This window comes from Bradyrhizobium sp. LTSPM299, from assembly GCF_000938235.1.
Taxonomy (GTDB): Bacteria; Pseudomonadota; Alphaproteobacteria; order Rhizobiales; family Xanthobacteraceae; genus Bradyrhizobium.
The window spans coordinates 108,396-132,600 of sequence record NZ_JYMU01000043.1; the positions used below are offsets into that span (position 1 = coordinate 108,396).

Annotated in this window: 23 protein-coding genes; 13 read left to right on the forward strand and 10 right to left on the reverse strand. The window is 64.1% G+C overall.

Features of this window, described 5'->3' with window-relative positions; translation table 11 throughout:
- Window positions 1-3: 3 nt before the first annotated feature.
- Window positions 4-663 (reverse strand): uracil-DNA glycosylase, encoded by a 660-nt coding sequence (locus UP10_RS21430; RefSeq protein ID WP_044589262.1) that lies wholly within the window; start codon window positions 661-663, stop codon window positions 4-6.
- On the reverse strand, window positions 644-1,282 hold the full coding sequence (locus UP10_RS21435) for a LabA-like NYN domain-containing protein (RefSeq protein WP_044542539.1): 639 nt from the start codon (window positions 1,280-1,282) through the stop codon (window positions 644-646). The genes UP10_RS21430 and UP10_RS21435 overlap by 20 nt, the downstream gene beginning before the upstream one ends.
- A 360-nt stretch (window positions 1,283-1,642) precedes the next feature.
- On the opposite strand from UP10_RS21435, the gene rpoZ reads away from it, so the two are divergent.
- From rpoZ to UP10_RS21490, 11 genes are all read left to right on the forward strand, one after another.
- The gene (rpoZ, locus tag UP10_RS21440) at window positions 1,643-2,035 is read left to right on the forward strand and encodes a DNA-directed RNA polymerase subunit omega (protein ID WP_044589263.1); all 393 of its coding nucleotides are present in this window, start codon (window positions 1,643-1,645) and stop codon (window positions 2,033-2,035) included.
- A 228-nt stretch (window positions 2,036-2,263) separates the two neighbouring features.
- Complete coding sequence (locus UP10_RS21445) at window positions 2,264-4,555, forward strand: RelA/SpoT family protein (RefSeq protein ID WP_044589264.1); 2,292 nt, start codon at window positions 2,264-2,266, stop codon at window positions 4,553-4,555.
- A gap of 114 nt (window positions 4,556-4,669) precedes the next feature.
- Window positions 4,670-5,443 carry a pyridoxine 5'-phosphate synthase gene (locus UP10_RS21450; protein ID WP_044589265.1) on the forward strand — a complete coding sequence of 258 codons (774 nt, stop codon included), beginning with the start codon at window positions 4,670-4,672 and terminating at the stop codon, window positions 5,441-5,443.
- Complete coding sequence (gene acpS, locus UP10_RS21455; RefSeq protein ID WP_044542535.1) at window positions 5,440-5,856, forward strand: holo-ACP synthase; 417 nt, start codon at window positions 5,440-5,442, stop codon at window positions 5,854-5,856. The genes UP10_RS21450 and acpS overlap by 4 nt, the downstream gene beginning before the upstream one ends.
- A 285-nt stretch (window positions 5,857-6,141) precedes the next feature.
- Window positions 6,142-6,900 (forward strand): signal peptidase I, encoded by a 759-nt coding sequence (gene lepB / locus UP10_RS21460; RefSeq protein WP_044589266.1) that lies wholly within the window; start codon window positions 6,142-6,144, stop codon window positions 6,898-6,900.
- Complete coding sequence (gene rnc / locus UP10_RS21465; protein ID WP_044542533.1) at window positions 6,897-7,718, forward strand: ribonuclease III; 822 nt, start codon at window positions 6,897-6,899, stop codon at window positions 7,716-7,718. Before lepB ends, rnc begins: the two co-directional genes overlap by 4 nt.
- Window positions 7,711-8,640: a GTPase Era gene (gene era, locus UP10_RS21470; RefSeq protein ID WP_044589267.1), complete on the forward strand. Its 930-nt coding sequence runs from the start codon at window positions 7,711-7,713 to the stop codon at window positions 8,638-8,640. The genes rnc and era overlap by 8 nt, the downstream gene beginning before the upstream one ends.
- Before the next feature lie 15 nt (window positions 8,641-8,655).
- The gene (locus UP10_RS21475; protein ID WP_044589268.1) at window positions 8,656-9,036 is read left to right on the forward strand and encodes a hypothetical protein; all 381 of its coding nucleotides are present in this window, start codon (window positions 8,656-8,658) and stop codon (window positions 9,034-9,036) included.
- Window positions 9,037-9,258: 222 nt separating this feature from the next.
- The gene (gene recO, locus UP10_RS21480; protein ID WP_044589269.1) at window positions 9,259-10,008 is read left to right on the forward strand and encodes a DNA repair protein RecO; all 750 of its coding nucleotides are present in this window, start codon (window positions 9,259-9,261) and stop codon (window positions 10,006-10,008) included.
- A 72-nt stretch (window positions 10,009-10,080) separates the two neighbouring features.
- Window positions 10,081-12,336, forward strand: a complete 2,256-nt coding sequence (gene parC / locus UP10_RS21485; protein WP_044589270.1) for a DNA topoisomerase IV subunit A — start codon at window positions 10,081-10,083, stop codon at window positions 12,334-12,336.
- A gap of 91 nt (window positions 12,337-12,427) precedes the next feature.
- Window positions 12,428-13,378 carry a cation diffusion facilitator family transporter gene (locus UP10_RS21490; protein ID WP_044589271.1) on the forward strand — a complete coding sequence of 317 codons (951 nt, stop codon included), beginning with the start codon at window positions 12,428-12,430 and terminating at the stop codon, window positions 13,376-13,378.
- A gap of 41 nt (window positions 13,379-13,419) precedes the next feature.
- Here the strand turns inward: UP10_RS21490 and UP10_RS21495 are convergent, their stop codons facing one another.
- The gene (locus tag UP10_RS21495) at window positions 13,420-13,572 is read right to left on the reverse strand and encodes a hypothetical protein (RefSeq protein ID WP_349643971.1); all 153 of its coding nucleotides are present in this window, start codon (window positions 13,570-13,572) and stop codon (window positions 13,420-13,422) included.
- A 248-nt stretch (window positions 13,573-13,820) separates the two neighbouring features.
- On the opposite strand from UP10_RS21495, the gene UP10_RS21500 reads away from it, so the two are divergent.
- A complete protein-coding gene (locus tag UP10_RS21500; RefSeq protein ID WP_044589273.1) occupies window positions 13,821-15,080 on the forward strand; it encodes an adenylate/guanylate cyclase domain-containing protein in 1,260 nt (419 codons plus the stop codon).
- Here UP10_RS21500 and UP10_RS21505 read toward each other — a convergent pair whose 3' ends face one another.
- From UP10_RS21505 to UP10_RS21520, 4 genes are all read right to left on the reverse strand, one after another.
- Window positions 15,081-16,325 carry an MFS transporter gene (locus UP10_RS21505; protein WP_044589274.1) on the reverse strand — a complete coding sequence of 415 codons (1,245 nt, stop codon included), beginning with the start codon at window positions 16,323-16,325 and terminating at the stop codon, window positions 15,081-15,083.
- A 141-nt stretch (window positions 16,326-16,466) separates the two neighbouring features.
- Window positions 16,467-18,227: a flotillin family protein gene (locus UP10_RS21510; protein ID WP_044589275.1), complete on the reverse strand. Its 1,761-nt coding sequence runs from the start codon at window positions 18,225-18,227 to the stop codon at window positions 16,467-16,469.
- Between the two features lie 3 nt (window positions 18,228-18,230).
- Window positions 18,231-18,893: an OB-fold-containig protein gene (locus UP10_RS21515; protein WP_044589276.1), complete on the reverse strand. Its 663-nt coding sequence runs from the start codon at window positions 18,891-18,893 to the stop codon at window positions 18,231-18,233.
- The gene (locus UP10_RS21520) at window positions 18,890-20,020 is read right to left on the reverse strand and encodes a PspA/IM30 family protein (protein ID WP_044589277.1); all 1,131 of its coding nucleotides are present in this window, start codon (window positions 20,018-20,020) and stop codon (window positions 18,890-18,892) included. The genes UP10_RS21515 and UP10_RS21520 overlap by 4 nt, the downstream gene beginning before the upstream one ends.
- A 121-nt stretch (window positions 20,021-20,141) precedes the next feature.
- Between UP10_RS21520 and UP10_RS21525 the strand changes: the two genes are divergently transcribed.
- Entirely contained in the window at window positions 20,142-21,512 is a 1,371-nt protein-coding gene (locus UP10_RS21525; protein WP_044589278.1) for an Nramp family divalent metal transporter, read from the forward strand.
- A 10-nt stretch (window positions 21,513-21,522) separates the two neighbouring features.
- Here UP10_RS21525 and UP10_RS21530 read toward each other — a convergent pair whose 3' ends face one another.
- The 3 genes from UP10_RS21530 to hemB all read right to left on the reverse strand — a co-directional run bounded on the left by UP10_RS21530 (window position 21,523) and on the right by hemB (window position 24,137).
- Window positions 21,523-22,299, reverse strand: coding sequence for an arginyltransferase (locus UP10_RS21530; protein ID WP_044542519.1), 777 nt, complete (start codon window positions 22,297-22,299; stop codon window positions 21,523-21,525).
- 85 nt (window positions 22,300-22,384) lie between these two features.
- On the reverse strand, window positions 22,385-22,933 hold the full coding sequence (locus tag UP10_RS21535; protein WP_044589279.1) for an RDD family protein: 549 nt from the start codon (window positions 22,931-22,933) through the stop codon (window positions 22,385-22,387).
- A 130-nt stretch (window positions 22,934-23,063) separates the two neighbouring features.
- A complete protein-coding gene (gene hemB, locus UP10_RS21540; protein WP_044589280.1) occupies window positions 23,064-24,137 on the reverse strand; it encodes a porphobilinogen synthase in 1,074 nt (357 codons plus the stop codon).
- Window positions 24,138-24,205: the final 68 nt, after the last annotated feature.

Consider the following 24,205-nt stretch of genomic DNA (forward strand, 5'->3'; position numbering starts at 1 on the left):
GACCTAGCCGAGGTCCTTCCGTACGGTAGCGAACACATTGCGGAACATGTCGGTCGTCAGCACGCCCGTGTTCGTGTTGTACCGCGAGCAATGGTAACTGTCGTAGAGCTTGTACGGGCCGGCTATATGCATGGCACCGTGCTTAAAGGGCGCAGCGGCCAACCGAATCCCTAGTGCCCTCAACGTTGATTCGTGGGCGATGCGGCCGAGCAGCACAATCGCGCGCACTCGCTCCATCGCGGCGATGGTCGCGGCGAGGAATTGCCGGCAGGTGTTGATCTCGACAGGCAGCGGCTTGTTCTGCGGCGGCACGCACCGCACCGCATTGCTGATCCGGCAGTCGACCAGCTTCATGCCGTCGTCCGGCCGCGCCTGATAGACGCCGCTGGCAAAGCCATATTCGAGCAGGGTCGCGTAGAGCAGGTCGCCGGCGTAGTCCCCGGTGAACGGGCGGCCGGTGCGGTTGGCGCCCTGCATGCCCGGTGCAAGTCCGACGATCAAGAGCCGCGCATTGGCGTCGCCGAACGACTCCACCGGCGCGTTGAACCAGCCCGGCTCCCGCGTGCGGGTCTGCGCGCGGAAGTCGGCCAGCCGTGGACAGAGCTGGCAATTGCGATCGGGTGCGGTGGCAGCGGTGACGAGACTACTCGTCGAAATCGTCATCGGCCCCCCGTGGCGCTGCCACGGTGGTGGGGGCGCGCTGCAGGAATTGCGGGGCATGATGGCGCGGCTCGCGCGGCGCCGGACGCTCGGAGGGGTCGCGGCCAAGCTTGGATTGCAGCTCCACGAGATCGGTAAAGACGTCGGCCTGGCGGCGCAATTCGTCGGCGATCATCGGCGGCTGGCTGGCGATGGTGGAGATGACAGTGACGCGGACGCCGCGGCGCTGCACCGCCTCGACCAGCGAACGGAAGTCGCCGTCGCCGGAGAACAGGATGATCTGGTCGACATGTTCGGCCAGTTCCATGGCATCGACGGCGAGCTCGATGTCCATGTTGCCCTTGACCTTGCGGCGGCCGCTGGCGTCGATGAATTCCTTGGTCGCCTTGGTGACGACGGTGTAGCCGTTGTAGTCGAGCCAGTCGATCAGCGGACGGATCGACGAATACTCCTGATCCTCGATGATCGCCGTGTAGTAGAATGCGCGCAGCAGCGTGCCCCGGCTCTGGAATTCCTTGAGAAGGCGCTTGTAATCGATGTCGAAGCCTAGCGTCTTTGCGGTAGCGTAAAGATTGGCTCCGTCGATGAAGAGCGCGATCTTGTTGGAAACAGGTGACGACATCAAAGTGTTCTCGCGTGGTTGTTAGTGTTCTTAGCGCACCGGCGACCGACCGCGCGCAATTTCCTGCGTTGCTGCCTAAAGTTCGGTGAATCTTTCCCCACGACAGTCACCACCGCAATTATGGTGAGGCGAGGGCAAAAAGCCTAGACTTTTGACATTGCAATGAAGAGATTTACTTGTCTGGGACGGCAACCAGGCCATGTCGTCAGACGCTCCGGCCATTCTGGCCCCTATGCACGGGGTTATCAGAGCCTGTTAGGAAGGCAAATCACAAATTTTGCCTTGCGAAACGACGGCCGGCCCTATAACTAACCCTCATAACCAACATGTTCGGTCCCTTTTACCACGGAGCGCCTCGATATGGCTCGCGTCACCGTCGAAGATTGCATTGATAAGGTCGACAATCGCTTCGACCTCGTCCTGCTGGCAGCCCACCGCGCCCGGATGATCTCTTCAGGCTCACAACTCACGGTTGATCGCGACAACGACAAGAATCCCGTCGTTTCGTTGCGGGAGATCGCCGACTCCACGATCTCGCCGGGAGATCTGCGCGAGGAACTCGTGCACTCCCTGCAGAAGTTCGTCGAGGTCGACGAGCCCGAACCCGACACTGTGCCGCTGATCGGTTCCGCCGGCGCCAGCGTCGATGCCGATGACACCGAAGTTGCCATTGAGCGCATGACCGAGGAAGAGCTGTTGAAGGGCCTCGAAGGCCTGGCGCCCCCGGAAGAGCAGCCCGAGGAAGACGAATAAAGCCGGGCCCCCAAGGGGGACGCTCAGGTCCCGCTTTCAGACAGATTTGGCAAAGGCCCGGAGCAATCTCCGGGCCTTTGCTTTTGTTGACAATTTGGCCGTTACGATGCGTCCTGTACGGACGCGGGAAATTGAACGGTTTTGGTCCCGCGTGGGGTGCTGCTTCATCCGAAGGCGCACTAGATTGAGTGAAGGGGCCGTTTTGCCCGCGGGAGAGGCATCAAGTTCATGGCGTATCGACGCCGCAGTACCAGCCAGATGCAAGCTGCGACCGAAGCGGTCGCGGTGGCACCGGCTTCGCCCCCGGCGGAGAAGCCGGCCAAGCCGAGGGCGCGGATGATGCGGCAATATGACCTCGTCGATCGCGTCCGCTCCTATAACCCCGACACCAACGAGGATCTGCTCAATCGCGCCTATGTCTACGCGATGAAGGCGCATGGCACCCAGACCCGCGCCTCCGGCGATCCCTATTTCTCGCATCCGCTCGAGGTCGCCGCTATCCTCACCAACCTCAAGCTCGACGACGCGACGATCGTCGCAGCCCTGCTGCACGACACGATCGAGGACACCGAGGCGACACGGGCCGAGATCGACCATGTCTTCGGCCACGAGATCGGCGCGTTGGTCGAGGGCCTGACCAAGCTGAAGCGGCTCGAGCTGGTGTCGCGCGAAGCCAAGCAGGCCGAGAATCTGCGCAAGCTGCTGCTTGCGATCGCCGACGACGTCCGCGTGCTACTGGTCAAGCTCGCCGACCGCCTGCACAACATGCGCACGCTGGAGTTCGTGCCGCCGGCCTCGCGGCGCCGCATCGCCGAGGAGACGCTCGACATCTATGCGCCGCTCGCCGGCCGCATGGGCATGCAGGAAATGCGCGAGGAGCTGGAGGACCTGTCGTTCTTCGTGCTCGATCCCGAGGCCTATGCGGTGGTCAAGCAGCGGCTCGATGGGCTGGCCGACCGCAACCGCAACCTGATCGGCGAGATCGAGACCCAGCTCTCGAAGAACCTGCTGAAGAACGGCATCACCGCGCGGGTGTTCGGCCGTCGCAAGCAGCCATTTTCGATCTGGACCAAGATGGAGCGCAAGTCGATCGGCTTCGAGCAGCTCTCCGACATCTACGGCTTCCGCGTCATCCTCGACGATGTCAGCGCCTGCTACCGCGCACTCGGCGTCGTGCACACGACCTGGCCGGTCGTGCCGGGACGCTTCAAGGATTACATCTCGACGCCGAAGCAGAACGACTACCGCTCGATCCACACCACCGTGATCGGGCCGGGCAAGCAGCGCGTCGAGTTGCAGATCCGCACCGAGGACATGAACCAGATCGCCGAGTTCGGCATCGCCGCGCACGCCTTCTACAAGGAGGGGGCGGGTTCGCCGCACGAGCGGCTGAAGCACGAATCCAACGCCTTCGCCTGGCTGCGCCATACCATCGGCATCCTCTCGGACAGCGCCAACCCGGAGGAATTCCTCGAGCATACCAAGCTCGAACTGTTCCACGACCAGGTGTTCTGCTTCACCCCGAAGGGCAAGCTGATCGCGCTGCCGCGCAAGGCCAATGTGATCGACTTCGCCTATGCGGTGCACACCGCGGTCGGCCACAGCGCGGTGGGCTGCAAGATCAACGGCAAGTTCGCGCCGCTGTCGTCCGAGCTGCAGAATGGCGACGAGGTCGAGGTCTTGACCTCGAAGGCGCAGTCGGCGCCGCCATCGGCCTGGGAAGTACTCGCCGTCACCGGCAAGGCGCGCGCCGCGATCCGGCGCGCCACCCGCGACGCGGTGCGCGACCAGTATGCCGGCCTCGGCCGCCGCATCGTCGACCGCCTGTTTGCCCGCGCCAAGATCGAATATGCCGACGACAAGCTGAAGGGCGCGCTGCCGCGGCTGGCGCGCGCCTCGATCGAGGATGTGATGGCCTCGGTCGGGCGGGGCGAGATCAAGGCGTCCGACGTCGCGCGCGCGATGTATCCCGATTACAAGGAAGAGCGGCTGGTGCGTTACGGCGCCAAGAAGGGCCTTGTCGCCAAGCTCAAGACGCAGACGCCGCCGCATCCGGCGCGCGCCGCCTCGGTGATCCCGGTACGCGGCATCAATTCCGATCTGCCGGTGAAGTTCGCGCCGAATGGCGGCGCGGTGCCGGGCGATCGCATCGTCGGCATCGTCACGCCGGGCGAGGGGATCACGATCTATCCGATCCAGTCGCCGGCGCTGAAGGATTTCGAGGAGGAGCCGGAGCGCTGGCTCGACGTGCGCTGGGACATCGACGAGACCATGCCGCAGCGTTTCCCGGCGCGGATCCTGATCCACAATGTCAACGAGCCTGGCAGTTTGGCCCAGATCGCCACCGTGATCGCCGAGCATGACGGCAATATCGACAACATCCACATGTCGCGCCGCTCCCCCGATTTCACGGAGCTGACCATCGATCTGGAGGTCTATGACCTCAAGCATCTCAGCGCTATCATCTTGCAGTTGCGCGCCAAGGCCGTCGTCGCACGGGTCGAGCGCGTCAATGGGTAGTTGCTTGGGGTAGGTCGTCGTCGTTGCCGGCCCTGATTCGGCAACCCGTCTTTCAGGAATGATGCATGCGCGGGACGTGCCCACGCTTGGCTGATTGAATTTGCAGGTCAGAGAATGTCCAAAGCGCCTCCGCTCCGCCTCGGCATCAATGTCGATCATGTGGCCACCCTGCGCAATGCGCGTGGCGGCGCGCGGCCTGATCCGGTGCGGCTCGCGCTTGCCGCCATCGCGGCCGGCGCCGACGGCATCACCGCGCATTTGCGCGAGGATCGCCGCCATATCCGCGACCAGGACATGACGCGGCTAAAGGCCGAGATATCGAAGCCGCTGAATTTCGAGATGGCGGCGACCGACGACATGCTGCGGATTTCGCTGGCCACCAAGCCGCACGCCGTCTGCCTGGTGCCGGAGCGGCGCCAGGAGCTCACCACCGAAGGCGGCCTCGATGTGGTCGGCCAGCACAATGCGCTCGCGCCCTTCATCGCGCGGCTCAGCGACGCCGGCATCAGGGTGTCGCTGTTCATCGCCGCCGATCCCAGGCAGATCGAGATGGCCGCGAAACTGAAGGCGCCGGTGATCGAGCTCCACACCGGCGGCTGGTGCGATGCCGTGGTCGACGGCCACAAGGACAAGGCCGCCACCGAGTGGAAGCGCATCGTCGAGGGGGCGAAGCTCGCGCATGCGGCCGGGCTCGAGGTCCATGCCGGCCACGGCCTCGACTATGAGACATCAGAGACGATCTCGGCGCTCGCTGAGATCCGGGAGCTCAACATCGGTTACTACATGATCGGCGAGGCGCTGTTCGTCGGCATCGCCGAGACCGTTCGCGTCATGCGCGCGGCGATGGACCGCGGGCGCGCCAAGGCGGAAGGCGCTGTCAGCGCATGATCATCGGCATCGGCTCCGACCTGATCGACATCACCCGGGTCGCCAAGGTGATCGAGCGCCATGGCGAGCGGTTCCTCGATCGCATCTTTACCGATGCCGAGCGCGCCAAGGCGATGCGCCGCGCCAATAATGAGAAGATGGTGGTCGCAACCTATGCCAAGCGCTTTGCGGCCAAGGAGGCCTGTTCCAAGGCGCTCGGCACCGGCATCCGCCAGGGGGTGTGGTGGAAGGACATGGGCGTGGTGAACCTGCCGGGGGGGCGACCGACCATGCAACTGACCGGCGGGGCGCTGGAACGGCTCAGAAAGCTGACGCCCGAGGGCATGGAAGCCCGGATCGACCTGTCGATAACCGACGATTGGCCGTTGGCGCAGGCCTTCGTCATAATTTCGGCGGTTGCCCCCGGCAAATGAGGCCGGCGGCCCGGAGTACGGTCGAAAACTCCGGAAAAACTAAAAATCGTTGACATTTCAATGGATTGCGAAGTTTTTACCCGGCGATTGATTGCGCGCCCGCGAACAACCGTCTAAAACGCCGCAGGGTTTAAAATCGAGCGAGACGCGGATTCGGGCTTACGCCGGAATTTGCCCTCAAGATCAGAATCAAGGCCATTTTCGTCGCGCGAAGGGCGAGTGCTTCGCGTGAAGAGAACGTTCTGCCACCACGCGGGCGCCAGGCCTGTGGGAATTGGGAAAGCAATGAGCGTGACCACCGGGACCAAATCTGACAGCGGCTTGGGCGAAACCATCCGCGTCGTCATCCACGCTCTTCTGATCGCGCTCGTTATCCGCACCTTCCTGTTCCAGCCGTTCAACATCCCGTCGGGATCGATGAAGGCGACGCTGCTGGTCGGCGACTATCTCTTCGTCTCGAAATACTCCTACGGCTATAGCCACTACTCGATCCCGCTGTCACCGCCGGTGTTTTCGGGGCGCATTTTCGGCTCCAACCCGAATCGCGGCGACATTGTCGTGTTCCGGCTGCCCAAGGACGACTCCACCGACTACATCAAGCGCGTGATCGGCCTGCCGGGTGACCGCATCCAGATGAAGGAGGGGCTCCTCTACATCAATGATATCCCGGTCCAGCGCGAGCGATTGAGCGATTTTGTCGGCGAGGACCCCTGCGGCTCGGATGCCACCGCCAGGGTCAAGCGCTGGAAGGAGACGATGCCGAACGGCGTCACCTATGAGACGCTGGATTGCGTCGACAACGGCTTCTACGACAACACCAACGTCTACACGGTGCCGGAAGGCCACTTCTTCATGATGGGAGACAACCGCGACAATTCGACCGACAGCCGGGTGCTGTCCGCGGTCGGCTACGTGCCGCTCGAGAACATCGTCGGACGGGCCCAGATGATCTTCTTCTCGATTGCCGAGGGCGAACACGCCTGGATGTTCTGGCGCTGGCCCACCGCCGTGCGGTGGAGCCGCATATTCTCCATCGTGCGATGAACGACGAGACATCAATCATCAAGGATCAACCGCCACCCGGCGAGCCGAGCCAGAAGCCTGACGCCGGCGGAGAAGCCGCGCCGAAGAAGCGGCGCAGCAAGGCCACCAAGGCTGCGGACGAGAAGGCCGCGATCGCGGGCACCGAGGGGCGCATCGGATACAAGTTCTCCGATCTCGTGCTGCTGACCACCGCGTTCACCCACGTTTCGGCGCTGAAGCCCGCCACCCGCAACCGCGCCGACAGCTACCAGCGGCTGGAATTCCTCGGCGATCACGTGCTCGGGCTGATCGTCTCCGACATGCTGTTCCGCGCCTTCCCGAAGGCCGATGAGGGCGAACTGTCGAAGCGGCTCGCCGATCTCGTCCGCAAGGAGAGTTGCGCCGATGTCGCCAAGACGCTCGGACTGCTCGAGGACATCAAGCTCGGCATGGTCAAGGCGGTCGAGGGCGCAAGGCTTCGCAAGTCTGTGCTCGGCGACATCTGCGAGGCCGTGATCGGCGCAATCTATCTCGACGGCGGCTACGAGGCTGCGCAGCAATTCGTCGAGCGCAACTGGACCGAACGGATGCACAAGCTCCGGCGGCCGCTGCGCGACCCCAAGACTGTGTTGCAGGAATGGGCACAGGGCAAGGGACTGCCGACGCCGGTCTATCGCGAGGTCGAGCGCACCGGCCCGCACCACGATCCACAATTCCGCGTCGCCGTCGACCTGCCGGGACTGATGTCCGCTGAAGGCCTCGGCGGCAACAAGCGCGCGGCCGAGAAGGCGGCGGCCTCCGCAATGATCGAGCGTGAAGGCGTCGGCACCAATGACTGATGAAGTGAAAGCGGAAGCGGAAGCACGGGCGACGCGCTGCGGCTTCGTCGCGCTGATCGGCGCCCCCAATGTCGGGAAGTCGACCCTGGTCAATGCGCTGGTCGGCTCCAAGGTCACGATTGTCTCGCGCAAGGTGCAGACCACGCGCGCGCTGATCCGCGGCATCGTGATCGAGGGCAACGCACAGATCGTCCTGGTCGACACGCCCGGCATCTTCGCGCCGAAGCGCCGGCTTGACCGCGCCATGGTGTCGACTGCCTGGAGCGGCGCCCATGACGCCGATCTGGTCTGCGTGCTGCTCGATGCCAAGTCGGGTCTCAATGAAGAGGCGAACGCGATCTTGAGCAAGCTCGAAACCGTCGCGCATCCGAAGATCCTGGTGCTCAACAAGGTCGATCTCGTTCAGCGCGAAAAGCTGCTGGCGATGGCGCAGACAGCCAACGAGCGCGTGCGCTTCGAGCAGACGTTCATGATCTCGGCGTTGTCGGGCGACGGTGTTGCCGTTCTGCGCGAGACACTGGCGAAGCTGGTGCCCCCGGGCCCGTTCCTCTATCCCGAGGACCAGATGTCGGATGCTCCGATGCGGCACCTGGCGGCGGAGATCACGCGGGAGAAGATCTACAGTCATCTGCATCAGGAATTGCCGTACCAGTCGACGGTCGAGACCGACAGCTGGAAGGACCGCAAGGACAAGTCGATCCGGATCGAGCAGACGATCTTTGTCGAGCGCGAAAGCCAGCGTAAGATCGTGCTCGGTAAGGGCGGCGCGACAATCAAGTCGATCGGCGCGCAGGCGCGCGCCGAACTTGCGGAGATCACGGGCGTCACCGTGCATCTGTTTCTGTTCGTCAAGGTGCGCGAGAACTGGGGCGACGATCCTGAGCGCTATAGGGAAATTGGACTTGAATTCCCCAAAGAATAAGAGTCGGCGTCTGCGATGAACCTGCCCAGAAACGTGTTTTGGTTTGAAGCGCTGCTCTACTCGTCGCTGACGCTGGACGCGCTGTCGGTTGCGCTTGCGGACCGCACGCCGACCGAGGCGAGGACCGAACAGATGATCACGGGCGACACGCTGATAGCGGGTGTCATGATCCTGGTCTTGATGTATTTCGTCTGGCTTGCCGCGCAGCGCCGCAAGAATTGGCCACGCTGGGCGCTGGTTGCAGCGCTGGTGCTGTCGGTGATCTCGCTGGTGCAGGTGATCGGGGACCTCGGCCTGGAGCTCGACAGCGGCATCGAGGTGGTGTCCTGCATCGTGACCGCGGCCGGGCTGTATTTCTCCTTCACCGGCGACGCGCAGGGCTGGTTCAACGCATGAGGTTGGCGGAATGACGACCCGTCGCAGGGCGCACTGCCAAAATATCGAAAACAACCCCATGCAAAGTAGCCGTTGGCGGCCGGCGCTCGTCCAGGCAACTTGACACGTCGGGCAACTCGGCGTTACACTTCCAATATTCCGAAATACTGTAAGCGCGCCTGCCCTCGAAATGACGGCGCATGATGACTGCGCGGTGCGCTGGAATCCTGTAATCTCTCTTTCATGGAATGGACCGACGAAGGCATCGTGCTGGGGGTGCGGCGGCATGGCGAATCTTCCGCCATCGTCGAGCTCTTGACGCGTGAGCACGGCCGCCATCTCGGCCTGGTGCGCGGCGGCGCCGGCTCGCGGATGCGGCCGCTGCTGCAGCCCGGCAACAGCGTCACTGCAGTGTGGCGGGCGCGGCTCGACGAGCATCTCGGCATGTACGCGCTGGAGGGCACCAGGCTGCGTGCGGCGACGCTGCTCGCCTCGTCGCACGCGGTCTATGGCGTGACGCATCTGGCCGCGCTGGCCAGGCTGTTGCCGGAGCGCGATCCGCATCAAGACATCTACGAGATGCTGCAGGGAACGCTCGACGATTTCGACGACGCCGGCACTGCCGCAGTACATCTGATCCGGTTCGAGCTCGCGATGCTCGCCGAACTCGGCTTCGGGCTCGATCTGGACAATTGCGCCGCTACGGGTGCGACGACCGAACTGGTCTACGTCTCGCCCAAATCGGGCGGCGCCGTGTCGCGCGCGGCCGGCGCGCCGTGGCAAGACCGCCTGCTGCCGTTGCCAGCCTTTCTGCGCGAAGGCGAGGGCGGCGCGAATGCCCTCTCGGAGCAGGATCTGCGCGATGGCTTCCAGATCACCGGCATGTTCCTGCTCCGCAATGTGCTGGAGCCACGCGGGCAGGGCCATTCCGACGCCCGCGACGGATTTATCAACGCCGTGACGAAGCCGCGGCCGCGGGCCGCGGTTCCGTAAGCCCGATTCGCAACCTAAATTGCCGGTGATTCGCGGCTTGCCCGATTCACCGCCAGGGTTTAACGCCTCCCCATGGGAAAACGACAGGTACCGCCGGAAGAGCCGGCTGAAATCCATGAGGTCGGACTGCGCGATGCGCTCGAGGAGCGCTATCTCGCCTACGCGCTCTCGACCATCATGCACCGCGCATTGCCGGACGCCCGCGACGGGCTGAAGCCGGTGCATCGGCGTATCCTTTACGGGATGCGGCTGTTGCGGCTCGATCCAGGCACCGCGTTCAAGAAATCGGCCAAAATCGTCGGCGACGTGATGGGCTCGTTCCATCCGCATGGCGACCAGGCGATCTATGACGCCATGGTGCGGCTGGCGCAGGATTTCTCCTCGCGCTATCCGCTGGTCGACGGCCAGGGCAATTTCGGCAATATCGACGGCGATAATCCCGCCGCCTACCGCTACACCGAAGCGCGCATGACCGAGGTTGCGCGGCTGCTGCTTGATGGCATCGACGAGGACGGCGTCGAATTCCGCCCCAATTACGACGGCCAGACCAAAGAGCCGGTGGTGCTGCCGGGCGGCTTCCCGAACCTGCTCGCCAACGGCTCGCAAGGCATCGCAGTCGGTATGGCGACCTCGATCCCGCCGCACAACGTCGCCGAACTCTGCGACGCCGCGCTGCATCTGATCGAGAAGCCCGACGCCAAGTCGAAGGCGCTGCTGAAATGGGTCAAGGGTCCGGACTTCCCGACCGGCGGCATCGTCGTCGATTCCAAGGAATCGATCATCGAGGCCTACACCACCGGCCGCGGCTCGTTCCGCACCCGCTCGCGCTGGACGCAGGAGGAAGGGGCCCGCGGCACCTGGATCGTCGTCATCACCGAAATTCCGTGGCTGGTGCAGAAGTCGCGGCTGGTCGAGAAGATCGCCGAGCTCCTCAACGAGAAGAAGTTGCCGCTGGTCGGCGACGTCCGCGATGAATCGGCGGAGGACATCCGCCTCGTCATCGAGCCGAAATCGCGCGCGGTCGATCCTGCCTTGATGATGGAATCGCTGTTCCGGCTGACCGAGCTGGAAAGCAAAATCTCGCTGAACCTCAACGTGCTGATCAAGGGCCGTATCCCGAAGGTGGTCGGCCTTGCCGAGTGCCTGCGCGAATGGCTCGACCATCTGCGCGATGTGCTGATCCGCCGCTCCAACTTCCGCAAGGGTCAAATCGAACATCGGCTCGAGATTCTGGGCGGCCAGCTGATCGCCTATCTGAACCTCGACAAGGTGATCAAGATCATCCGCACCGAGGACGAGCCCAAGCCGGCGTTGATCAAGGCGTTCAAGCTCACCGAAGTTCAGGCCGAGGCCATCCTCAACATGCGCCTGCGCAATTTGCGCCGGCTCGATGAAATGGAGATTCAGGGCGAGGAGAAGGATCTGCGCAAGGAGCTGAAGGGCATCGAAGGCCTGCTCGGCTCCGAGGCCCAGCAATGGTCCAAGGTCGGCGAGCAGGTCACCAAGGTCCGCGACATTTTCGGGCCGAAGACACCGCTCGGCAAGCGCCGGACCACCTTTGCCGACGCGCCCGAGCATGATCTCGCCGCGATCGAGGAAGCCTTCGTCGAGCGCGAGCCGTGCACCATCGTGATCTCCGAGAAGGGCTGGGTGCGGACGCTGAAGGGCCATGTCGAGGATCTCTCGGGCCTTGCCTTCAAGACCGACGACAAGCTCGAACACGCCTTCTTCGCCGAGACCACCTCGAAGCTGCTGCTGTTTGCCACCAACGGCAGATTCTATTCGCTCGACGTCGCAAAATTGCCGGGCGGCCGCGGCCATGGCGAACCGATCCGCATGCACATCGAGCTGGAGCAGGACGCGTCGATCGTCTCGCTGTTCGTCAACAAGGGCGAGCGCAAGTTCCTGATCGCGAGCAGCGAGGGTCAGGGTTTTGTCGTCAAGGAAGAGGACTGCGTCGGCAACACCCGCAAGGGCAAGCAGGTGCTCAATGTCGAGATGCCGAACGAGGCTTGTGCCATCACGACTGTGGTCGGCGATACTGTCGCCGTGATCGGCACCAATCACAAGATGGTGGTGTTTGGCCTCGACGATGTGCCGGAAATGGCGCGCGGCCGCGGCGTGCGGCTGCAGAAATACACCAGCGCGTCGCTCTCCGATGTCGCGGTGTTCGATGCCAAGGCCGGCCTGACCTGGAAGGATTCCGCGGGCCGCGAGCACAGAATGACTATAAAGGAACTGGCCGACTGGCGCGGCAACCGCGCTGATGCCGGCCGGCTCGCGCACGGCCTGCCGAAGTCGAACAAGTTCAACCGCGGCGTGGAGTAGCTGAATCGTAGCCCGGATAGCTCCGTCCGGGCTACGGTTTCGGCGCGCGTGGTGTGATAGTATCCATATTTCGCCGCGCTATAACGCTGCCATGGCGCACAATCACGATCACGACCATCACAACGATCACGACCATTCTCATTCCCATGGTCATGCCGGGCATAGCCACGCGCCCGCCAGTTTCGGCACGGCGTTTGCGATCGGCGCGTCGCTGAATTCGGCGTTTGTCGTGGCGGAACTGGTTTTCGGCTATTCCGCCAACTCGCTGGCGCTGGTGTCGGATGCCGTTCACAATCTCTCCGACGTGATTGCGTTGTTGCTGGCCTGGGGCGGGGCGTGGCTGGCGGGCAAGCGGCCGACCGACACCCATACCTACGGCTATCGCCGCGCGTCGATCCTGGCCGCCTTGTTCAATGCCGGGCTGCTGCTGATCGCGGTCGGCGGCATCGCCGTCGAGGCGATCAACCGTTTTCGCGAGCCGGCGGAGGTGGCGAGCTGGACCGTGGTCTGGGTCGCGGCGTTCGGTATCCTCATCAACGGCGGCACGGCATTGTTATTCATGCGTGGCCGCGATTCGGACCTCAATGTTCGCGGTGCCTATCTTCATATGGCGGCGGACGCCGGCGTCTCGTTCGGTGTCGTCGTCGCCGCGCTGCTGATCATGGCGACCGGCTGGCAGTGGCTCGATCCGGCGATCAGCCTCGCCATCGCCGTGGTCGTGCTGGTGAGCGGCTGGGAGCTGGCGCGCGACAGCGTCAATCTGGCGCTCGACGCGGTGCCCAGGGGCATCGATCTCAAGGTCGTCAGGGACTATCTGGCGACGATCGAGGGCGTCACCGAGGTTCACGATCTGCACATCTGGGCGATGAGCACCAGTGAGACCGCGCTGACCGCGCATCTGGTCCGCCCCGGCGGCCATGACGACGCCTTCCTGCACCATGTCTGCGCCGAGCTGTCGCACCGCTTCAGCATCCATCACGCGACGCTGCAGGTCGAGATCAGCAGCGAGACCTGCCGGCTGGCACCGGCGGAGCTGGTGTAAGGCGCAATACGCTGCGGCCCACAGCGACCTGGGACGACAGGCTAACTGTGCGGCGCGGAGGGTGCGGTTGGCGCCGGCGGCGCGGGGGTGTGCTTCGGCTTCAGGCTGCCGGCGTAGAACGACGCGGTGAAGATCAGGATCAGGGCGACCAGATAGACCCCATAGGATTGCGGCGGGGTGGTCGCCCATTGCATGAAGCGTCGGATAGGGGTGGGCGGGTCGGTCTCGTTGTCCATGCCGTTTTGTGCGCGAAAGCTGCCGCAAAGGGAAGCCGGAAATCACAGCTCGGTTCGAGCCGCGTGTCCTGTGCGGAATCGTGAGTTGGCAGGGCTTGCATTGTCATATTGGCGTCCGCATCTGTCCCACGCTCGCCCGTCACGCTTGGGGTTGGCATGCAACGACAAGTCTTCCTCCTGCACGAATTGCCCGGCATAATCCGCTCATGGAACTGACGCCCCGATTGCGCCTGATGAATTGGCTGGTCCGCCAGGGTCTGACGGGCCTGCCCGAAAATGATCTCCTGCGCGGCTTCTGCGAGCGCTGCCGGGCCGCGGGCATGCCGTTGTCGCGTGCGATCGTCTTTATCGATACGCTGCATCCGATCTTCGAGGGGCGCGGCTTCCGCTGGAACGACGGCGTGACCAACGAGGCCGATGTCTTCGAATACGGCTCGACCAGCACGGGCGACGCCAACCAGAACTGGCGGCGGTCGGCCTTCTATCACATGCTCGAAAACGGCCACGAGGAGATGTTGATCGATCTCGCCGACTCTGCCTCGCTCGATTTTTCGGTGATCGGCGAACTCGCGGAAAAGGGTTACAAGCATATGGCGGCCTTCGTGCACCGCTTCGGCGAAGCCGGCACGATCGGGGAGATGGATTGCTTCTATTCCTACTGGACCACGCGGCATTCGGATGGGTTCGACGAGAACCACATGGCTGCGTTGCGCGACCTGGTGCCGGCGCTCGGGCTTGCGGTCAAGTCGGCGGCGCAGGTCGAGATCGCCCGCACGCTCGGGCGGGTCTATCTCGGCCGCGACACCGCGGAGCAGGTGCTGCGCGGACGCATGCAGCGCGGCACCACCGAGAAGATCAAGGCCGTGCTGTGGTACTCCGACGTCCGCGGCTCGACTGCGATCAGCGAGAGCATCGGGCCCGACGAGATCATTCCATTCCTCAACGATTATGCGCAGGCCTCGATCGACGCGATCCACGACGCCGGCGGCGAGGTGCTGAAGCTGATCGGCGACGGCGTGCTGGCGATGTTCACCAACGAGAACATGGCGATCGCCAAGCGCGGGGCGCTGCGCGCCGAGCATCAGTTCCGCCGCAACCTGGACGCGCTGAACGCCCGCCGCGCCGGCGAGGGGCGGCCGACCACGACGGCCTATGTTGGCCTCCATGTCGGCCATGTCTTCTATGGCAATATCGGCAGCGAGGACCGGCTCGATTTCACGGTGGTCGGACCTACCGTCAACGAGGTCAGCCGGATTGCTTCGATGTGCGCCTCGGTCGACCGCGATTTGCTGACGTCGACCGCCTTCCGCGCCGGGCTCGATGCCGTGGGACGAAGCCATCTCGTCTCGACCGGTCGCTTCGTTCTGCGCGGTATCAGCGACGCGCAGGATCTCTACACGCTCGATCCGGCGATTGCCGCCGACGAAGTTGTCGGCGGCAAGTATGAGCGGTATCTGGCGAGCTGATCAACACCGCGCCGGCTCACCGACCATCTCGGGCTGCCGCGTCAGCGACACCGCTGGTGACATCAGGATCACCAGCGCCTGGGCGGCGAAGATCGCGGCCGCAAGGTAGAGGCAGGCTTCGGCGCCGTAGAGGCCGCCGACAACCGCGCCGAGCGCGGAGCCGATCGGGCGGGCGCCGTAGCTCATGATGTTGATCGCCGAGACACGGCCGAGCAGCGAAGGCGGCGTCACCGATTGCCGCAGCGTGGTGGTCGAGATCACCCACAGGATCGGGCCGACACCGAGCAGGAAGAAGCCGAGGCCCGCGAGCAGCGGCGACGGAAACCATGTCGTCAGCGCCATCACGGCTGCAGCCACGAAACCGGTCACCGGGCCGAGCCCGATCACGGTGCCGAACGCCAGCCGACGCATCACGCGGGTCGCAAGCAGCGCGCCGACCACCATGCCGACGCCGTACATCGCCAGCGTCGTACCGACGCCGATTGCCGTGAGTCCGAGATGGCGCACGGCATAGGGCACGAACACGGCGAGCAGCAGGAACGAGGCGGTATTGAAGATGAACTGGGTGATGAACACCGGCCGCAGCAATGGGTGATGCAGCACGAAGGCGGCGCCTTCCTTGATGTCCTGCAGCGGATGGCGCTGCGGCGCGGGCTGGCGCGCCGGCTCATAGATGCCGGCCAGCAGCACGACCGCGATCGCCGACAGCGCCGCGGCGAAACCGAACGCGGGTGCTGCGCCGAGCCAGCCGACCAGCACGCCGCCGAGCGCGGGCCCGCTGGCAAACGCGATTGTGCGTGCGAGTTCGATGCGGGCGTTCGCCGCCGGCAATTGTTTTGGCGTCACCAGCGACGGCACCAGCGCGGGTGCGGCGACGCTGTAGGCGACCGTGCCACAGACCGCGATGAAGCCGAGCAAAGCGAGCAATGGCAGCGTCATCAGGCCTAGCCAAAGCAGCGCCAGGATCGCCGCGAGCGCGGCTGCCCGCATCGCCTCGGAACCTGCCATCACCCAACGCCGTGAGACGCGGTCGGCGAGCAGGCCCGCGGGGATCGCGAACAGGATAAAGGGCAGCGTCAGTGCCGTTTGGAGCATACCGGTCTGACCTTCGCCGACACCGAGCACCAGCACGGCGACAATCGGCGCGGCTGCAAGTGCAACCTGCTCGGCCGATTGCGCGGCGAGGTTGGACCAGGCCAGGCGGTTGAAGGTGGCGGGTAGCGAAGGTGTCGTGTCGGCGGACATAGCGGAATCCTGTGAAATTCGATCTGGCCATAGTGTGTGATCGGAAGACGCTCGATCCCACCCGTTTCCCGACAACAAAGAGACCCGCCGCAGAATTGCGACGGGCCTCTTCAATCCCACGGTCAAAGCCTGTTCAGTCCGTCATGGCGATTTGGGACTCGCGGCTAGATGGCCCGTGATCGTGCCGGCCAGCGATGTTGGCGGGATATGGTCGCCGCTCGTGGGCGCTTCTACAGGGACCTCGGCTTTCCGTTGCGCGAGCGCGCTGGTCAGGCTGGTCAGTGCATCAGGTCCGGCCGGGAAACCCGCCTCGGAAAGGATCTTGTCGATCATCGGCTTGAATGCCGAGACCGACAGCAGCTGCGCGGCGAGGCCGTCGCCGAGCCCAAGGCCGCCATTGCCGCTGCCATTGACTGCGCCGTTGCCGCCGCGGCCGAGCAGGCCGCCGGTGTCGAAGATCCGGATATCGGAAATCTTCTCGATCGGCTTGACCGCTTCGGCGAGCGCGCTCGGGATGATGTTGATGCGCGCGAGATTGAGATCGTAGTCGATCATCGTGGGGCTCAGCCTGTTGCGCGCTTCCGCCTTCAACGTCGCGACTCCGGCTTCCGCCTCGCCGAGCGCCTTGACGCCGGCGGCGCGGGTGGTTGCGGCATTGGCGTCGGCTTTCGCGAGCACGTTGGTGGCCTCGGCCTTGTTGGCCGCAGCCTGCTTTTCAGCTTCCGCCATCACGGTGATCGGCATCGCGTTGGTCTCGGCGACCTTGCGCGCGGCGATCACGTTGATGATCTTGTCGCGCTCGGCAACCTCGGTAGCGCGGGCGGTGATGACTTTTTCCTCGGCCGCGATCGCCAGCGCACGGGCGGTCTCGGCGATGGTCTGCGCTTCGGATTGTTCCTTGTTCTTGGTGGCGACGACGATCGCGGCTTCCTGCGCCACGATCTGCAGATCACGCTCCATTTCGGTGGTACGGCGCTTGACGGCGAGATCGGCCTCGATCTTTCTGGTGTCGCGGCCTTGATTGGCTTCGGTCTGCTTGTTGGCGACCGCGAGTTCCTGCTGGATGCGGTATTCGGCTTCGTTCTGCAGGGCGGTTTGTTCCACCTGCGCGGTCTGCGCTCGCATCGCCGCGGTCTTGTTGGCGATATCGCGCTGCTGCGCCAGTTCCGCGTCGCGCTTGGTGGTCTCGATCGTCAGCGTGGTCTGGCGCGCAACCAGATCCTGCTGGGCGATCGTCACCTCGGTGGTGCGAACGATCTGATTGCGCTCCTGCTCACGCTCCTTGGTGATCTTGGTCAGGGTGGTCAGACCATGGGCGTCAAAGAAATTGCTTGGGTTGAAATGCTTGATGTCGCTCTGGTCGAGCCGCGTCAGCGACACCGATTCCAGCTCGAGACCATTGTTCTGGATGTCGGCGCCGACCGCGTCCTGCACCGCCTTGACGAAGGTGGCACGCTGCTCTTGTAGATCCTCGAGGTTCATGGTGGCGGCGACCGAGCGCAGGCCGTCCACGAACTTGGCCTCGACCAGCTCCCGCAGCTCGGCCGCGTCATTGGTGCGGTTGCCGAGCGTTTGCGCGGCCAGCGCGATCGACGAACTGTCGGGTTTGACGCGGAGATAGAATTCGGCGCCGATATCGACGCGCATGCGGTCTTTGGTGATCAGCGAGTCAGGTCCGCCGCGCGCGACTTCGAGCCGAAGCGTCTTCAGATTCACCGCGGCGGTCGAGTGGAAGATCGGCAGCACGAGCGAACCGCCGTCGAGCACGACCTTCTGGCCGCCGAGGCCGGTGCGCACATAGGCTTCATCGCGCGTCGAACGCTTGTAGAGCTTTGCGAACAGGAGACCGATGACGAGGATGGCGACGACGCCAATGGCGACGGGTATTGCAAGTTCCCACATGTGTTATGCCCTGATGGAAGATTGTTGTTGTTCAATGAGGTCGGCAGGAGCGGCAATCGCAATGAAACTTTTGGCGTCGCGATCGACCAGCAGCACGCTGGCGCCGACCGGCAACGCCTGGGAATCGTGGCTGGCACGCGCCGACACAGTGTGCCAATTGCCGAAGACATCCTTGAGACGGACGCGGCCGGGCAGGCCCTGATCGAGCGGGCCGACCGAGACGGTCGCGACTTGGCCTACGAAGTCGCTTTCGCTGACCGCATAGCTTTCGTCGCGCGGGATGATGCGGGCGAGGCCGCGGCTTGCGTTCCTGATCACGGGAATGCTGCCGGCAGCGGCGGCCAACGCAGCAATCGAAACGGGGATGGCGGTGCCGACGGCATGCGCCAGGCCCTGGAGCAGAAAGCCTCCGATCGAGAACACACCAAGTATCAGGATGATCAGGATCAGGAGGGGAAGCCGTCCGGCGTTGATCCAGAGAAACAGGCCACTGAGAGCATTGTGGTTCTCAGCTTCGACCGCGAAATCCTTGCCGATGAATTCGCTGATCGAAAGTCCGATCATGGTGGTCAGCAGTTCGATACCGCCAAGCGCCACCATGATCGCAGCCGCGACCGCGAAGGGCCGCACGTCGGAGGCGAGCAGAATGTCGCCAACTGCACTCATTGTTGTGACTTGATCCTTTCAAGCCGCGCCGCGATTTCCTTTTCGCGGTGCAGGCGATCGAGTTCGTCGAGCTCCTTGTCACCGAGCACGCTGGAAGCGGGAACGCCGGTCACCCGTGCGATCGCCGCCATGGCACGCTCAGTACTTAGTGTATTGGTCGCTGCTGGACCCCGACTGGTTTCGTGCTGGGCCTCTCGAATCAGACTTTGTTCGAGATCGGTTAATCGCGCCTCCGCCTCACGTCGTGCGCCAAGCATGGCCTGCAAGGCCTTGGTCTGCTCGTCGATTTCGAGCTCGATGAAATCTGTCGCGCGCTCGAGCGCGATCACCTGGGATTCCAGATCAATTTGCCGTGCGACGCCGGCGCGCGCGAGGTCCTCGCGATTTTCCGCGATTGCGAGACGAATTTTCTCGTTAAGACCCGTAGTTTCGGTATCCAGTTCTTCGCGCCGCTTCCTGAGGCGGAATTCTTCGGCGCGCGATTTGCCAAGCGCGTAGCGTGCCTCATCGGCGCCGGCGTCGATCTCGCGGATCGCCTGTTTGACCAGCGCGACCTTGTTGTTGGCCTCGGCGTTGTCGATGGTCTGGCTTGCGATGGCGGCAAGAAGCCGGCCCATGCGCGCAAGGATGCCTTCGTGAAGCATGGTCTTCTCCTCCGGTTGTGCAGATTTGGATTTGACGGCGATGTGGATTTCGTAGCCGCGTCCATCCGAGATCAGATGCGCCGGGAAGGGGCTTTCCCAGCCCGAGACATATCCCGGCACGTCGAACGGCACCAAGACGCGTCCGCTGACAGTGCTAATGGTCAGTGAAGTTGGACCCTTGATCGCGAACAACTTGTCGTCGAGCGGTATCCGGCGGACGGCAGCGCCTGGGACGTAGCCGGCGCGGTCACGCAGGCCGAGCGTGACCAGCCGCGCGGGTAGGCCGGTATCCCGGCGGATCCTCTCGTAAGCCTGCGCGTGCAGCGAGACGAGATTGGCGCCGACAGGGGCGACCTCGGCCAGGATCGCCATCATCCGGTCATAGGCGGCCAGCGTCGCTTCGATCGCCTCGGTGCCCGATGGGTCGGGTGCGAGGGCGTAGCGCAGCGTTGCGGTCGGCGTCTCGACGGGCAGCTTGATCATGCATCTAACGTAAAGTACTTCCTCAGTGCTTTACAAGGCGCATAGCTGGTATCATTTTCGTGAGCCTAGATGCAGTTGCAAATGAGTTGCATTAAGTGACTGGGTCGGCCATCGTGGGAGTATGGATGCCCGAACGCCTCAAATATCCTCCGCTTCTCTTCCCGATGCTGTCGCCGGGGGCTGGCGCGGTGACGCCGGCCACGCGCGCAGCCTGCCCGAGGTGAACTCGACGGTCGCGGTGCCCAGCGGCGGGTTGTGGTGGCGACGGCTGCTGGCGTTTGCCGGTCCGGGCTATCTGGTGTCGGTCGGCTATATGGACCCCGGCAACTGGGCCACCGACATCGCAGGCGGCTCCAAGTTCGGCTACACGCTGCTGTCGGTCATCCTGCTGTCGAACCTGATGGCGATCCTGCTGCAGGCGCTTGCGGCAAGGCTCGGCATCGCCACCGACCGCGACCTGGCTCAGGCCTGCCGCGCGACCTATTCGCGGCCGGTGAACTTCCTGCTGTGGCTCGGCTGCGAGATCGCGATCATCGCCTGCGACCTCGCCGAGGTGATCGGCACGGCAATTGCGCTGAAACTGTTGTTCGGTATCCCGCTGATCGGCGGCGCGCTGTTGGCTGCCCTCGACGCGTTCCTGCTGCTGCTTCTGATGAACCGCGGGTTCCGATTCCTGGAAGCCTTCGTGATCGCGCTGTTGATCGTGATCGCGGTCTGCTTTGCCGTCCAGATTGCCGCCGCCGCGCCGCCGATCGCCGGAGTGCTCGGCGGGTTCATGCCGACGCGCGAGATCGTCACCAATCCGGAGATGCTCTACATCGCGATCGGCATCATCGGCGCCACGGTGATGCCGCATAACCTCTATCTGCACTCCTCGATCGTGCAGACCCGCGCCTATCCGCGCACCGAGGAGGGGCGCCGTGACGCGATCAAATGGGCGACGACCGACTCCACCATCGCGTTGATGTTGGCGCTGTTCGTCAATGCCGCGATCCTGGTTCTGGCGGCGGCGACCTTCCACAAGAGCGGGCATTCCGACGTCGCCGAGATCGATCAGGCCTTCGAGCTGCTATCGCCGCTGCTCGGCCTCGGCATCGCCTCGACGCTGTTTGCTGTTGCGCTGCTGGCGTCCGGCCTCAACTCGACGGTGACCGCGACGCTGGCCGGCCAGATCGTGATGCAGGGCTTTCTCGATCTGCGGCTGCCGGACTGGGCGCAGCGGCTGGTGACGCGGGGCATCGCGATCGTCCCGGTCGTCGTCGTCGCCGCGCTCTACGGCGAGAGCGGCACCGCACGGCTGTTGGTATTCAGCCAGGTCGTGCTGTCGATGCAGTTGCCGTTCGCGGTGATCCCGCTGGTGCGCTTCGTGTCCGACAAGCGCAAGATGGGCGCGTTCGCGATTTCGGTGCCGGTTGCGGCAGTGGCGTGGATCGTCGCCGGCCTGATCGTGATCCTCAATGTGAAGCTGCTGTTCGATACCTTCTCCGGCTGAGGCCGGACTTTCAATCCTGCGGCTCGGACAGCACTTCGCCTGAGGCTTCGACGCGCAGCCAGCCGCTGGGCGCGAGGCGCTGCTGCGGCAGGAAGCGGCCCTTGTAGTCCATCTTCTTGGACCCCTCGATCCAGTAGCCGAGATAGACGTACGGAAGGCCCTGCCGGCGGGCGCGGGCGATGTGGTCGAGGATCATGAAGGTGCCGAGGGAGCGGGCATCCTGCGACGGCTCGAAGAACGAGTAGACCATCGAGAGCCCGTCGCTAAGCACGTCCGTCAGCGCCACGGCGATCAGCTCGTCGCCGCGACCGGTGATGCCGCTGTCGATGTTGCGCTTGCGGTATTCGATAATGCGGGTCTCGACATGGCTGTCCTCGACCATCATGGCGTAGTCGAGCACCGTCATGTCGGCCATGCCGCCATTGCGGTGGCGCCGGTCGAGATAGGCGCGGAAGACCGAATATTGCTCCGAGGTCGGCACCGCGTTGCGCTGCTCGCCGATGATGTCGGCGTTGCGGGCCATGACCTTGCGGAAGTTGCGGGAGGGGCGGAATTCGTTGGCGACCACCCGGACCGAGACGCAGGCCCGGCACTGGTCGCAGGCCGGGCGGTAGGCGATCGACTGGCTGCGGCGGAAGCCGCCATGGGTCAGCAAGTCGTTGAGATCGCCGGCCTTGTCGCCGACCAGATGCGTAAACACCTTGCGCTCATGCCGGCCCGGCAGATAGGGGCAGGGCGAGGGCGCCGTCAGGTAAAACTGCGGGGTGTCACGCGAGTGCTGGGTCACGTCAGATCGTCAGGCTCCACAACAATACAGGCAGCCAAGTCAGCATCGCCCCCCGGAGGCTAACGGTCAATTGGTTTAGGCGGGCCTAATAGGCCCGCGCCGCCGGCGTCACCTGGGTCCGGACCGAGCTGTTGATAATGACAGTTCCCAGGATGATGTCGTGCAGCAGCCTTCGGCGGCCGTTGAACAGGCCGATCAGCAGCACCAGGGGCGACAGGAACGAGACCGACGCCCAGAACAGCACCGCATGGGTGGCGCCGAGCACGAAATAGCCCGACGAGCCGTACCAGGTGCGCAGTTCCAGATCCATCATCCGCATGCCGATCGTGGCGGAGTGTGGCCCGCCGATCGAGGAACCGTAATAGACGATCGCCCAGACGACGGAGGCGGGCCAGACCAGCCAGAACAGCGCCCAGCCGAGGCCGAGCGTGACCACGCCGAACAGGGCGATGAAGACCTTTGCGAGGATCACCGGGACCACCAGCACCACGAGGTCGATCAGGAACGCAAACACCCGCCGCGTCAGCACGCCGCGGAACAGGTCCGGCTGTTCCCAGGGATCGAACGCATGCGGAGGAACGCCGCCGCCGCTGCGCCAGGTGCCGCCGCCATTGCCCGAACCGCTGTATGACATGACCAACCTCCGATGAACGTCCCGCGCAGGACATGGGAGCCAGCTTTGCGGCCGCAAGCCCGCGCGGACATTAACAAGCCGACATATTCCGGCGATTCCGCGGCTGGTCGGGCGCGAATACCGGGCGACGTCAGCGCTCCGCCTTGATCCTCTCCGCGGCCTTCGGTGCGAAATAGGTCAAAATGCCGTCGGCACCGGCGCGCTTGAAGCCGACCAGGCTTTCCATCATCGCGCGTTCGCCGTCGATCCAGCCATTGGCGGCGGCGCCGGCGATCATCGCGTATTCGCCCGACACCTGGTAGACGAAGGTCGGCATCGCAAACGTGTCCTTTACGCGTCTGAGGATGTCGAGATAGGGCATGCCCGGCTTCACCATCACCATGTCGGCGCCCTCGGCGATGTCGAGCTCGACCTCGCGCAACGCCTCGTCGGAATTGGCGCTGTCCATCTGATAGGTGCGCTTGTCGCCGGTCAGCGTCTTGGCCGAGCCGATCGCGTCACGGAACGGGCCGTAGAAGGCAGAGGCGTATTTCGCCGCATAGGACATGATCTGCACGTCGACGAAGCCGTTGTCGTCGAGCGCCTGGCGGATCGCGCCAACCCGGCCGTCCATCATGTCCGACGGCGCGATCACGTCGCAGCCGGCTGCGGCCTGTGTCAGCGCCTGCTTGACCAGCACCGCGACGGTCTCATCGTTGAGGATCTTGCCGCCTTCGATCAGCCCGTCATGGCCATGGTTGGTGAAGGGGTCGAGGGCGACGTCGCAGAGCACGCCGATCTCGGGAAACTCCTTCTTGATCGCACGCACCGCCTGGCAGACCAGATTGTCGGGATTGAGCGCCTCCGATCCGTGCTCGTCGCGCAGCGACGGCTCGGTGAAGGGGAACAGCGCGATGCAGGGGATATTGAGTTTTGCCGCGCGCTCGGCGTCGCGGACGATCTGGTCGACGGTGAGCCGCTCGACGCCGGGCATCGAGGCCACCGGGGTGCGGGTGTTGCGGCCGTCGACCACGAACATCGGCCAGATCAAATCGTCGGTCGTCAGCACGTTCTCGCGAACCAGCCGGCGCGCCCATTCCGACTTGCGGTTGCGGCGTGGGCGGACTGCAAGGTCGAGCGCCGGCGCGGCGAGGGGGGCCTCTCGCTCGGTCTGGCGTCGCGGCGCGTCGCGCATCTCGATCGGACGCCCAAATTTGATCGCCATTTGTCTCTCCCCTTGGCGGCAGGCCGATTGGACCTGATATAATTCCAATCTAGCACCTTTAAGGGCGC